At 71.4% G+C, this 12693-nt stretch carries 11 protein-coding genes; 6 read left to right on the forward strand and 5 right to left on the reverse strand.

Annotated elements, in window-relative coordinates:
• Positions 1–52 precede the first annotated feature (52 nt).
• On the forward strand, positions 53–313 hold the full coding sequence (locus tag ACIQD6_RS21070) for a hypothetical protein (protein WP_401884577.1): 261 nt from the start codon (positions 53–55) through the stop codon (positions 311–313).
• Between the two features lie 250 nt (positions 314–563).
• Here the strand turns inward: ACIQD6_RS21070 and ACIQD6_RS21075 are convergent, their stop codons facing one another.
• On the reverse strand, positions 564–1130 hold the full coding sequence (locus ACIQD6_RS21075; RefSeq protein WP_401884579.1) for a hypothetical protein: 567 nt from the start codon (positions 1128–1130) through the stop codon (positions 564–566).
• Between the two features lie 183 nt (positions 1131–1313).
• Between ACIQD6_RS21075 and ACIQD6_RS21080 the strand changes: the two genes are divergently transcribed.
• A complete protein-coding gene (locus ACIQD6_RS21080) occupies positions 1314–2216 on the forward strand; it encodes a hypothetical protein (RefSeq protein ID WP_401884580.1) in 903 nt (300 codons plus the stop codon).
• Between the two features lie 8 nt (positions 2217–2224).
• Here the strand turns inward: ACIQD6_RS21080 and ACIQD6_RS21085 are convergent, their stop codons facing one another.
• Entirely contained in the window at positions 2225–4684 is a 2460-nt protein-coding gene (locus ACIQD6_RS21085; RefSeq protein ID WP_401884581.1) for a PQQ-binding-like beta-propeller repeat protein, read from the reverse strand.
• 242 nt (positions 4685–4926) lie between these two features.
• Positions 4927–5898 (reverse strand): VOC family protein, encoded by a 972-nt coding sequence (locus tag ACIQD6_RS21090; protein ID WP_401884583.1) that lies wholly within the window; start codon positions 5896–5898, stop codon positions 4927–4929.
• A 361-nt stretch (positions 5899–6259) separates the two neighbouring features.
• Between ACIQD6_RS21090 and ACIQD6_RS21095 the strand changes: the two genes are divergently transcribed.
• Positions 6260–6907: a TetR family transcriptional regulator gene (locus tag ACIQD6_RS21095; RefSeq protein ID WP_401884584.1), complete on the forward strand. Its 648-nt coding sequence runs from the start codon at positions 6260–6262 to the stop codon at positions 6905–6907.
• Between the two features lie 206 nt (positions 6908–7113).
• Here the strand turns inward: ACIQD6_RS21095 and ACIQD6_RS21100 are convergent, their stop codons facing one another.
• A complete protein-coding gene (locus tag ACIQD6_RS21100; RefSeq protein ID WP_401884585.1) occupies positions 7114–7689 on the reverse strand; it encodes a TetR/AcrR family transcriptional regulator in 576 nt (191 codons plus the stop codon).
• A 183-nt stretch (positions 7690–7872) separates the two neighbouring features.
• On the opposite strand from ACIQD6_RS21100, the gene ACIQD6_RS21105 reads away from it, so the two are divergent.
• Both ACIQD6_RS21105 and ACIQD6_RS21110 read left to right on the forward strand, forming a co-directional pair.
• Complete coding sequence (locus ACIQD6_RS21105) at positions 7873–8589, forward strand: pyridoxal 5'-phosphate synthase (protein WP_401884587.1); 717 nt, start codon at positions 7873–7875, stop codon at positions 8587–8589.
• A gap of 125 nt (positions 8590–8714) precedes the next feature.
• Positions 8715–9878, forward strand: a complete 1164-nt coding sequence (locus ACIQD6_RS21110; protein WP_401884588.1) for a flavin-containing monooxygenase — start codon at positions 8715–8717, stop codon at positions 9876–9878.
• 137 nt (positions 9879–10015) lie between these two features.
• Here the strand turns inward: ACIQD6_RS21110 and ACIQD6_RS21115 are convergent, their stop codons facing one another.
• Positions 10016–11374 carry an MFS transporter gene (locus ACIQD6_RS21115; RefSeq protein WP_401884589.1) on the reverse strand — a complete coding sequence of 453 codons (1359 nt, stop codon included), beginning with the start codon at positions 11372–11374 and terminating at the stop codon, positions 10016–10018.
• Between the two features lie 148 nt (positions 11375–11522).
• Between ACIQD6_RS21115 and ACIQD6_RS21120 the strand changes: the two genes are divergently transcribed.
• Positions 11523–12500: a GlxA family transcriptional regulator gene (locus ACIQD6_RS21120; RefSeq protein ID WP_401884591.1), complete on the forward strand. Its 978-nt coding sequence runs from the start codon at positions 11523–11525 to the stop codon at positions 12498–12500.
• Positions 12501–12693 lie beyond the last annotated feature (193 nt).

Consider the following 12693-nt stretch of genomic DNA (forward strand, 5'->3'; position numbering starts at 1 on the left):
CCGCCGGGCGGGGATCCCAGAGCCAGATCGCACGACCAACGGGAGACGAATCATGACCACCGAGCAGAACGAAAAGATCAGCACGATGGACAACCACGCTCCCGCCCCGCCGGCGGAAGGTGCCGTGACCACCATGGACAACCACGCTCCCGCGCCGCCGGTGGACGGAGACGTGAAGACCATGGACAACCACGCCCCGGCCCCGCCCGTGGACGGAGACGTGAAGAGCATGGACAACCACGCCCCGGCCCCGCCGGCGGGCGAGATCCTGACCACCATGGACAACCACGCTCCGGTACCGGCGAAGCCCTGACCTTTCCGGACGGGGGGTACGGCTGCGGTGGCGCGGAGGGGGAGCCGCCGCAGCCGTACGGCTCACGGGGGAGCACGGGGGCACGGGGGAACACCTGGGGACACGGGGAACCCGGGGGAACGCAGTGGGGCCGAGCGATCACCGCTCGGCCCCACTGTGTTGCGTGCTCCCGGCGCGGACCGGGGCCCGGACCGGCCTCGGGCGGACCGGGTCCGGACCGGCCTCGGGCGGACCGGTCCGGGAGGAAAGGTCAGCTCTCGACCGTCGCGCTCGCCACGCACTTGCGCACGCGCGCCACCTGACGCGGGCTGTCCATCGCCACCCGCAGCGTCTTGGTCTCCCCGTCCGTCAGCGAGACCGTCGTGTCACCGGTGTCGACGACCGAGCCCGAGGCGTCCTTGAAGGTCACGTCGACGTCGTAGTAATCGGTCGCCCCGATGCCCGGAGGCACCTCCACCCGTACCGTCGCGTACGTCACGGCCTTGCGCTTGCCCTTCGCCTTGCGGACACAGGTGACGATCTGCGCCTGGACACCGCCGGTGGAGGTCGCCGTGGGAGCCGGGTCCTCGGTGTACGAGTCGCCGGACGAGCTGTAGTCGTCGTCATCGTCATCGTCGTAGCGCGAATGCGAGCCCGAGTACGAGCCGTTGCTCTTGTCCGAACTGGAGCAGCCACCACCGCTGTCGCTCCCGCTCGACCCGCTCCTGCCGCTGCTCCCGCTGCCGCTCCTGCCCTTGCCCTTTGACGACGAGAACCCCGTCAGGGCCATCACCACCACAATCAGTACGGCCGCGAATTTCATACGTCGACGTATCAAGGCCGAGCCTCCCCCGTTTTTCTGTCCGGACCTGCCCTTTTGGACCTGTCCCTGTCAACTGCGGCGATACCCTAACAGCGCCCGCCACCGGGCCCGTCATGGTCCCGACCGCGTGGCGGGGACGGGGCGCCGGGCGTAGCCTCGGCACGGGAGCGGGAGTCCGTGCAGCGGAGGAGGCCGGCGATGATCCGTAACTTCCTCGGTTCGCTCCTCGCCCTCCTCGGAGGGGCCGCAGCCGTCTACAGCCCGTTCCGTGTCTGGTACGACGGCCGTCTCGGCCGCGACTACCGCGTCGCCGATCTGTTCGACGGCATCACCGGCACCGGTGCGGGCGTCTTCACCTCGCTCCTGCTTCCCTTCCTCTTCGCCGGTCTGGTCACCCTCGTCGGGGTGGCCCTGCGCTCACGGCTGCTGGTCGCGCTGGCCGGTGTGGTCGTCCTGGGCCTCACGATCCTGTGGATGGTGCGTCAGGGCCAGGCGGCGGGCGGTCTCAGCATCAGCGGTGACGGTACGGGCCTGAGCGTCGGCGTCGTGTACGCCTTCGGCGGCGGGGCCGTGCTGCTCCTGGCCGCGCTGGTGATGAGGGGCCGTCGTCGGCGTGACCGGCCCGCGCGGCGCGGCTCACAGGACGACTGGCGGGGCGACTGGCGTGACGACACGCAGGGCATGGCCCCCGCCGGGCAGCAGTACGGATACGAGCCGCAGCCGTACCAGCCTCAGCAAGGCCAATACCAGCACCAGAATCAGTATCAGTACGACCCGTACCAGCAAGGCCCCTACCAACAGGGCCCGTACCAGCAGGACCCTTACCGGGCAGACCCGTACCAGCAGGGCCCCTACCAACAGGATCCGTACCAACAAGGCCCGTACCAACAAGACCCGTACCAGCCGCAGCACTACGACGAGCCTGGACCGTACGAGCAGCCCCAGCGCCCCCCGGCCGGGCGGCAGCCGTACCCGCAGACCCCACACGACCCGCAAGCCCCTCAGGACCCCTCGTTCCACGACGGCGACACCCAGTCCTTGAACACCGAGGAACTCTGGGGCGACAACAACCGCCCGCCTGACGGCCGCCCTCGCCGGTGACCGACCGGCTACCGCGAACCGCGCCCCGTCGCCGTCCCCTTCACCGCGTCCAGCGCGTACACGCACCGGTCCTTGCTGCACGCGTACACGACGCCCCGCCGCACCACCGGGGAGCCGGTGATCTCGCCGCCCGTCGCCAGCTTCCAGCGCAGTTGCCCGCCGCTCGCGTCCAGCGTGTACAGCACATGGTCGGCCGAGCCGAAGTGCAGCCGGCCGTCGGCGACCACCGGGGTGCCGATGACCTCACCGCCCGCCGCGAAGCGCCACTTGGGCGTGCCCGTCACCGCGTCCAGCGTGTAGAGCGCGCTGCCGCTGCCGACATGGACGTTGCCGTCGGCGACCAGCACCGGCTCGATCGACTGGCGGGACTCCGTCGCGATGCGCCAGCGGTCCTTGCCGGTCGTCGCGTCCAGGGCGTACACCGTGCCGAGGTAGTCGGCGAGGTAGACACCGCCGCCCGTCACGGCCGGGCCCGGCGCGAAGGCCGGCGGGGAGAGGAAGACCGCGGGCGCCTCGAAATGCCAGCGCACATGGCCGCCGGCGATGTCGATGGACAGCACGCGCGCGCCCGCCGAGACGTACAGCTGGCCGTCGGAGGCGGGCCTCACCCGTACGGGCACGCTCCCGCAGGCCGCGGCGTCACCGATGGGGTACGACCAGAGCTCGATGCCCGTACGCGCGTCCAGCGCCTGGAGCCGCGCGTCCTTCCACACGTACACCGTGCCGTCGAAGATCGCGGGCCCGGCCTCCGGCGTCTCGAAATCCGTCTGGGCGCCGGAGGTCTCCCACAGCCGTTCGCCGTTCGACGCCTCCCACGCCTGGACTCCGCCGCCGCGCGTCCCCGTGACGACCGTGCCCCGGTCGACCTTGAGGGAGTACACCCAGGCGTCGGTCTGGAGGCGCCAGCGCTCGGTGCCGTCAGCGGCGTCCAGGGCGTACAGCGTCGGGCCGTCCGAGGCGTGGATACGGCCCCCGGCGAGGGCCATCGCCCAGGCCACGTCCCGGGTCTTGAACTGGCGGCGTCCGCTGCCCACGTCCAGCGCGTGCACCTCGAAGGAGGTGACGTACAGCAGATCCCCGTCGACGACCGGGGTCCCCCAGACGTCGTTGGACATCCGGAACCGCCAGGGCCGCCAGCGGCTCTGCGCGCCGGCGGCACCGGCCGCGTCGGGCGGGCGCGCGGGCGGCGGCATCGGTGGGACGACGGGGGACGTCACGGCGCTGGTGGGCGCGTCCGCGCCGGTCAGCCCGGCCGGCGGGCGGATCCAGCCGGTCGCCGGGCCGGCGTCGAGCCCGGCCATGGCGCGCGTGTCCGCGGCACGCGGGCCGGGGCCGATCGGCACCGGCGAGCCGGGCAGCCGGACCGAGCCGCCCGGAGTCATCACCGGCGGGGCCGGCGAGGCCAGTGACGAGGCCGGTGACTGGGCGGGCGACGGCGCCTGCGCGGGGGACGGGGACGCCATGTCGGACGGAGCCGACGCAGGGGCCGGTACGGGGGCCGGCTGGTGCGGGGGCGGTGGCGGTACGGCGGGGGACGCGGGCTTCGCCGGACGCGCGGCGGCCGGAGCGGTGCGGCCACCGGCCCGGCGGCGCTCGATCATCGCGGTGGCGGAGTCCGGCAGCCAGGCCGATGCCGTACCGCTGTCGTCGCCGCCCGAGGCGAAGAGATGCGGGGCCAGCTGCGACTGGAGGTCGGCGGGCGTGGGACGCAGTCCGGCGTCCATCTGCATACAGGACTCGATGAGCGGTCGCAGCTCGTCCGGCAGCCCCTCCAGGTCCGGGCCCTCGCGCAGCAGCATGAAGACCGTCTCGACCGGGTTCGCCCCGCGGTAGGGGGCATGGCCGGTGGCGGCGAAGACGAGTGTCGAACCGAGCGAGAAGATGTCGCTGGCCCCCGTCACACTGCGCGAGTCGCGCGCCTGCTCGGGCGACATGTACGCGGGCGTGCCCACCGCGACATTGGTCATGGTCAGCCGGGTGTTGGAGGCGCCGGAGGCGATGCCGAAGTCGATGACCCGCGGCCCGTCCTCCACCACCAGGACGTTCGACGGCTTCATGTCGCGGTGGACGAGACTGGCCCCGTGGATCGACTGGAGCGCCTCGGCGATCCCCGCCGCCAGCCAGCGCACCGCCTGGGCCGGCATCGGACCGCACTCACTCACTATTTCCTCCAGTGAGGGAGCGGGCACATAGGCCGTCGCCAGCCAGGGCACGGCGGCCCGCGGGTCGGCGTCCACCACCGCGGCGGTGTAGAAACCGCTGACGGCGCGCGCCGCCTCCACCTCACGCGTGAACCGGACCCGGAACAGCTGGTCCTCGGCAAGCTCGGTACGCACGGTCTTGATCGCCACCCGCCGGCCCGACGCCGAGCGCGCGAGATAGACCAGCCCCATACCGCCGGCTCCGAGCCGCCCCAGCACCTCGAAAGGGCCGATACGCCTCGGGTCGTGCTGCGTCAGCTGCTCCACTTGCCTGCCACCTCCCCGTACGGGCCACAAGGTACGGCCCCGTGCCCCCTGATTCTTCCTGTCTGAGGCGGCGGTTGCGAACCCGGGGGCGGATCGGGGTGTCTCATCCCGATCCGGACACCTTTCCCTCCTGTGTCCGCTCGCGTGCCGGATGCGCCCGCTTTCCTTACCGGGCCCGGCCCGGTCCCGGCGACGGTTCCGCCTCCGCCCCGCCTTTCCCCCACTCCGCTCTTCACCTTCCCCTACGCCACCTCTTCGCCCTCCCCCTTCACTACCGCATCCCCCTTCGCTTCCGCTTCCCCCGTCACCGCCGCTTCCGCCAGTACCGCGAAGGAAGCGCCCTGGTTGTCCACCAGCACCGCCGTCCGTCCGTAGTCGATACCGAAGGGTGGTGCGGTGACCCGGCCGCCGAGCCGGACGGCCGTGGCCACGGTCGCGTCGCAGTCGGCGACCAGGAAGTAGCTGAGGAAGTGGCTGGGCATCTCCGGCGGAAAGGCGTCCGTGATCACGCTGCGGCCGCCGATCGCGGTGTCCGCGCCCCGTTCCGCTCCGGCTGGGGACCACGTACGGAAGTCGACGGCCCCGCCCACAGAACCACCCTCGGCCCTGCCGGAGCGAGCCGCGCCGGAAAGATCCGTGTCGGACTGGTCCGTATCGGAATGGCCCGTATCGGAATGGCCCGTATCGGAATGGCCAGCGTCGGACAGATCCGCGCCGGAGAGGTCCGTTCCCTGGAAGCCGAAGACCGTCTCGTAGAAGGGGTCGACGCTCTCCTTGTCCCTCGTATAGACCTCTGTCCAGCAGAAGGATCCCGGCAGGCCCTTCTTCTCGAAGCCTTCGTCCTCCCCGGGCTGCCAGAGGCCGAAGACCGCGCCGGCCGGGTCGGCGGCCAGCGCCATCACTCCGTACGGCCCGATGTCCCTCGGCTCCCGCACCAACTGGCCGCCCGCCGCCCTGATCTTCCGGCTGAGCGCGACGGCGTCGGGGGTGGCGAAATAGACGCCCCAGGCCGTGGGCATCCGCCCGTCCCGCTTGGCGATCAGACCGGCGACGCGCTTCCCGTCGCTCCGGGCCTCGGTGTAGTGGTCGTACTCCGCGCCCCTGTCCGGGCCGAAGGTCCAGCCGAACAGCTCTCCGTAGAAGCGCTTGCCCGCTTCGAGATCGGGCAGCGACACATCCACCCAGCACGGGGTGCCTTCCGCGAACGCGGCCATGGCCGGAACCTCCCTGCGTGTCGCCTGTCACAGCAAAGCTAATCGGCCATCCCCAGGGGCGCAGGGGAGGAAAGGGAACAATTGATTCATTATCGCAGCGTGAACCCCTCACCACCCCGAGTTATCCACCGAAGTTGTCCACAGGCTGTTGATAACACTATTCACACCCGAACGTGTGCCGCTCACCTGTCGGACCGCCCGGCCGACCGTCGCGGGACCGTCCGCGGGACCCGGGTCCGCCCTCGCCCGACCCCCGTCCGACCCCTCTCCCGGCTCCGGCCGGACCCCTGTGCGCAGGGGGCCGTTCCCCATTTGCAGTCGGTCAAATCGCGCTCCGATCCCCCCTCGGTAAGCTGACGGCATGACAGGACAAGTGCGCACCGTCGACGGCCGCGTGGCTGGTCGGCGCGGGCAGGCGACGCGGCAGAAGCTGCTCGACTGCCTCGGCGAGATGCTCAGCTCCTCGCCGTATCGGGACGTCAAAGTCATCGACGTGGCCCGGAAGGCGGGCACTTCACCCGCGACCTTCTACCAATACTTCCCGGACGTCGAGGGCGCCGTCCTCGAGATCGCCGAGGAAATGGCCAAGGAGGGCTCCGGGTTGACCGGACTGGCCTCCGGCCGCTCCTGGGTCGGGAAGGCCGGCTGGCAGACGTCGGAGGAACTGGTCGAGGGTTTCCTCGATTTCTGGCGCAAACACGACGCGATCCTCCGGGTGATCGACCTGGGCGCCGCCGAGGGCGACAAGCGGTTCAACAAGATCCGGCTGAAGATCCTCAACTCCGTCACCAACTCCCTTACGGAAGCGGTGAAGGACCTCCAGTCCAAGGGCAAGGTCGACAAGGACATCACCGCGGCGGCGGTGGCCGGCTCGCTGGTCGTGATGCTCGCCTCGGTGGCCTCGCACCAGAAGGCGTTCCAGAGCTGGGGCGTGAAGCAGGCCGAACTGAAGCCGAATCTGGCTCTGTTGGTCCACCTGGGCATCACCGGCAAGAAGCCCACGAGGTAGCCGCGAAGCCAGCCGGCGAACGGCCGGCGGGCGCGGTACGGGCGCGCCCCCTCTCCCCCGTCCTGTCACGCCGGCGGCGGATCACCCAGCTGATCCCCGCCGGCGCACCCGTATCAGGACCCGGCACGCACCCGGCACAGAGGCCCGGCACAGAGAGCTGACGCGAAGACCCGGCACGTACCCGGCGCGGAGACCCGCGTAACGCCTCAGGTCGGCGGCAGCAGGCGTTCCACCAGGCCACTGATCAGGGCGACGGCCTCCTCGGCCTGGAAGACCCCCGGGAGCGTCAGCCGCTCCACCACCAGCCAGTTGGTGGCCAGATAGATCATTTTCACCGCGTCTACGTCACCGGGCAGACCGACGTCCAGGTGGCTCCGGACATTGGCCTCGACGTCCTCGCGGACGCGCTCGGTGAGTACCGCGCGCAGGGCGGGCCTGCGGGTGGCCTCCAGGCGGAGTTCGAGCAGGGCGAGATAGCCCGTACGGAACGCGGTGACGCGCTCCACCACCTCACGCACCAGCTCCACGGTCCGCTCGCGCGTGGTCGGGCCACCGAGCATCGCCTCCATCGTCGCGTCGTCGGGCCGCATCCGCTCGTAGATCCGGCCGCCGGCCTGGGTGAGCAGGTCGTCGCGGTTGGCGAAGTAGTTGGACGCGGTCCCGTTGGGGACCCGCGCCTCGGCGTCCACGGCCCGGAAGGTCAGACCGCGCGCCCCCTCGCGGGCGAGCACCTCGATGGCCGCGTCCACCAGCGCCGCGCGCCGGGCCAGGTTCTGTCGCATGGACCCTCCGTACCTTCCGTTTCTTCCGCTCCACTCCCTCAGACCACTCTAGGTGGAGTACTACGAGGGCTCCTTCGACGGCGATCCCACGGCGATTCCGCAGTGATTCGACGGCGGTTCCGCGGCGATTCGACGGCAGTCCGACAGGTCGACGGGTTCCGTGACCGTATGTTCAATGGCCGTATGAACGACGAACAGCGGGACCGCGCACGGGATCGCGCGCACGACGATCGCCGGCAGGAAGCCTTCCGCACATTCCTGCGCACGCAGCGCGTCTGGGACACCGAACTGCCCGCCTTTGATCCGGCCACCGCGCCCGCCGAGCCGCTGCCGCTGTTCCACCGGTGGTTCATCGAGGCCGTGACCGCCGGCCAGGCCGAGCCGCACACGATGACGCTGGCGACCGCCGATGAGCGGGGCAGGCCGGACGTACGGACCCTGATGCTGCACGACGCCGACGAGCGCGGCTGGCACTTCGCCTCGCACGCGACCAGCCGCAAGGGCCGCCAGCTCGCCGCCCGCCCCGATGGCGCGCTCGGCTTCTACTGGCCGGCGCAGGGACGGGCCGTACGCCTCAGGGGCCGCGTCCTGACCGGCTCCCCCGAGGAGAGCAGCGCCGGCCTGCACGCCCGCTCGACGGGTGCGCTGGCCTCCGCGCTGGTCGGCCGGCAGAGCGATGTCCTGGGCTCGGAGGAGGAGTTGGCGCGCGCGAACCGCGCCGCGTGGGAGCGAGCACGCGACGAGCCGGACGCCGAGGCGGCGACGTGGACGGCGTATGTGCTCGTACCGGACGAGGTGGAGTTCTTCCAGGGGGACGCACACCGGCGCCATGTCCGACTGCGCTACCGGCACGAAGAGGGCGCACGCGCGCGCTGGGTACGGGAGTTGCTCTGGCCTTAGGAACTCTCGTCCGGGGTCTTTCGAACTGTCCGGCGGCGGCCCGGCCCCAAGGCGTGATCGATTCGCAACCGATTTCCACGTTGACCGTGCCCCAACAAGTGAGGTGCCGATTACGCTCAGCTTTCATGGCCGCCGATTCCGCCCTCACCACCGACTTTCCCGTGTACGTCATAGGGGGCGGCCCCGGAGGGCTGGCCGTCGCCGCCGTACTGCGCAAGCAGGACGTACGCGTCATCGTGCTGGAGAAGTCCGATGCCGTCGGCGCCTCCTGGCGCCGCCACTACGACCGGCTGCGGCTGCACACCACCCGCCGCAAGTCCGCCCTGCCCGGTCTCTCGATGCCGCGGTCCTTCGGGCGTTGGACGGCCCGTGCCGATGTGGTGCGGTATCTCGACAAGTACGCGGAGTTCCACCAGCTGGAGGTCGTCACCGGCGTGGAGGTCACGCGTGTCGAGCGCGCCCCCGACGGCACCGGCTGGCTGCTGCACGCCACCGGCGGGCGGAAGTTGACGGCCCGCGCGGTCGTCGTCGCCACCGGCTACAACCACACGCCACGGGTGCCGTCGTGGCCCGGCCTGGACTCGTACGGCGGCGAACTGCTGCACGCGGGCGAGTACCGCAACCCCCAGCCCTACGCCGGCAAGGACGTCCTGGTCGTCGGCGCCGGCAACACGGGCGCGGAGATCGCCGTCGATCTCGTCGAGGGCGGCGCGGCGCGGGTGCGGCTCGCCGTCCGTACCGTCCCGCACATCGTGCGCCGTTCGACGGCGGGCTGGCCGGCGCAGTCCACCGCCATCCTGGTGCGCCGCCTGCCGACCTGGCTGGTCAACCCGGCGGCCGCCCTGCTGTGCCGGATCGCCGTCCCCGACCTGTCGTCCAAGGGCCTCCCCCGCCCGGACACCGGCCTCTACTCCCGGGTCCGCGAGGGTGCGATCCCGGTGCAGGACGTGGGCCTGATCGACGCGGTCCGCGGCGGCCTGGTGGAGCCGGTGGCGGCGGTCGATTCCTTCGAGGCCGACAAGGTCGTACTGGCGGACGGTTCACGGATCTCCCCCGACGTCGTCATCGCCGCGACGGGCTATGTCCGCGCGCTGGAGGGCCTGGTGGGCGACCTGGGCGTACTGGACGCCCGGGGCCGCCCGGTGGTCCACGGCGGCCGGTCCCCGAAACAGGCCCCGGGGCTGTACTTCACCGGCTTCACCAACCCGATCAGCGGGATGCTCCGCGAACTGGCCATCGACGCGCGCCGGATAGGCAACCGGATACGGAAGACGGCGGCGGCGCGCTGAGGCCACACGGGACCGCGGGCCTCGGCGGACGCGGGCCTCAGCGGACGCGGGCCTCAGCGGACCGCAGGCCTCGGCGCCGCGGGGGGCCGTACACCTCCGTACGCACCCGCCCCCGCCCCCCTGCTCAGGCCCCCTGCTCAGGCCCCCGCCGCCGCTTTCACTCCCGTCGGCCGGCGCCGGATCACCAGGGCCATCAGCGCCGCCGCCGCGCACAGCACGCCCGACGCGTACCAGACCACGTCGTACGAGCCGAAGACATCCCGCGCCAGGCCTCCGGCGAACGCGATGACCGCGGCGCCGACCTGGTGGGAGGCGAGGACCCAGCCGAAGACGATCGCGCTGTCGTCGCCGTAGTGCTCACGGCACAGGGCGATCGTCGGCGGGACCGTGGCGACCCAGTCCAGCCCGTAGAAGACGATGAAGAACAGCATCGGCGGCTGGACGGACGGCGCCAGGAGCATCGGCAGGAAGAGCAGGGAGACGCCGCGCAGCGCGTAGTAGACGGCCAGCAGGCGCCGCGCGTCGAAGCGGTCGGTGAACCAGCCCGAGGCGATCGTGCCGACCACGTCGAAAACACCGATCACCGCGAGCAGCGAGGCTGCGGCCGTGATCGGCATGCCGTGGTCGTGTGCGGCCGGTACGAAGTGGGTCTTGACCAGACCGTTCGTCGAGGCGCCACAGATCGCGAACGTCCCGGCCAGCAGCCAGAACGGTCCCGTACGCGCCGCCGACAGGAGCACCGAGACCGCCCGCCGCGCGGCCCCCGTCACCGGCGCGGGCTTGGGAACGAACTCCTCGGCGCCGTACGGCGGCAGGCCCACGTCCGCCGGGTGGTCCCGCAGCAGCAGCCAGACGAACGGGACCACCGCCAGCGCGGCCAGCGAGACCGTGATCGCGGCCGGGCGCCAGCCGTGGTTCTCCACCAGCCAGGACAGCAGCGGCAGGAACACCAACTGCCCGGAGGCGCCCGCCGCGGTGAGGATGCCGGTGACCAGACCGCGCCGCGCCACGAACCAGCGGTTGGTCACGGTCGCGGCGAAGGCGAGCGCCATCGATCCGCTGCCGAGACCGACCAGAATGCCCCAGTACAGGACCAGTTGCCAGGGTGCGGTCATCCATACCGTCAGCACCGATCCGGCCGATATGACCGTGAGCGCCACGGCGACGACCCGGCGGATGCCGAACCGGTCCATCAGCGCCGCGGCGAACGGCGCGGTCAGCCCGTACAGCGCCAGATTGACCGAGACGGCGAAGCCGATCGTGCCGCGTGACCAGTCGAACTCGGTGTGCAGCGGCTCGATCAGCAGACCGGGGAGCGAGGCGAAGGCCGCGGCACCGATGATCGTCACGAAGGTGACGACGGCGACGGACCACGCCCGGTGGATACGGGGCCGTTGATCACGGGGCCGGGGCCCGGGACCGGGCCCGAGGCGTTGCGCGGGAGCCGGATCGCCGTCTGCGGGGAGGTCGGTTGTCTGTGTCACGTCACTCAGCATCGGAGAGCGGTGGAGTCCGTACGAGCAGCCCGGGGGACAGTGTTCACTATGATCGGGCCATCGGGCCATCACGTCAGCAGCTCACCAACTCAATGGCTCACCAGCTCACCAACTCGACAGCTCCGTGGCCCACCAGGGGAGAACCGGCATGCCACGCCCCCACCGTGTCGTCGTACTCGCCATGGCAGGGCTCATCCCCCTCGAACTCGGCATCCCCCAAAGGATCTTCGGCCGCGCCCGCAACGCCGCGCACGAGCCGCTGTACTCCGTCGTGACCTGCTCCGTCGGGCCGCCGGGCCCGGTCCGTACCGACGCCGACTTCTCGGTCCTCGTCGAGAACGGCCCCGAGGCGCTCGCCACCGCCGACACGGTCGTCGTGCCCGCGTCCTACGAACTCGGACCGGTCTACGAGGACGGCGTGCTCACCGAGGAACTGGCCGCCGCCTTCGCCCACCTGCGGCCCGGCACCCGGATGGTGTCCATCTGCATCGGCGGTTACGTCCTGGCCGCCGCCGGGTTCCTGGACGGCCGGCCCGCCACCACTCACTGGACCTCCACCGCCCGCTTCCAGCGGATGTTCCCGCGCGTCAGGGTCGACGCGGACGTGCTGTTCGTCGACGACGGCGATGTGCTGACCTCGGCCGGGGTCGCCGCCGGAATCGATCTGTGCCTGCACATCGTGCGGCGCGACCACGGGACGGCGGTCGCCAACGAGGTCGCACGCCGTACGGTCGCACCACCGCACCGGGACGGCGGACAGGCGCAGTACGTCCGGCGCCCGCTCCCCGACCCCAAACTGGCGAGCACGTCAGCCGCCAGGGCCTGGGCGCTGGAACGCCTCCACGAGCCGATCCGGCTGCGCGACATGGCGGAGGTGGAGTCGATATCGGTGCGGACGTTCACGCGCCGCTTCCGCGAGGAGTCCGGGATCAGCCCCGGGCAGTGGCTGGTGCTGCAACGGGTCGAACGGGCACGGCAGTTGCTGGAGTCGACGGATCTGTCGGTCGACCAGGTGGCGCGGGACGCGGGCTTCGGTACGGCGCAGTCGATGCGCCAGCATCTCCAGTCGGCGCTGGGCGTTCCGCCGACGGTCTACCGGCGCACCTTTCGCGCCGGAGCGAGCTAGGGCTTTTCGTTTGGATCAGGCCGGGTTGCTGAGAGCCGGGTAGTTGAGAGCCGGGTGGCGGCACGACCGCCGCCACCCGGCTCACCACGACGTCCAGGTCCCGTGCCCCACTGCCCCCGGGGAGCCCCGAGGAGTTCCCGGGAAGCCGTGAAGCTGACGCCGCACCACGATCCGCACGCGCCAAGGACGGAGC

The sequence above is a fragment of the Streptomyces sp. NPDC088400 genome (assembly GCF_044753355.1).
In the GTDB taxonomy this organism is placed as follows: domain Bacteria; phylum Actinomycetota; class Actinomycetes; order Streptomycetales; family Streptomycetaceae; genus Streptomyces.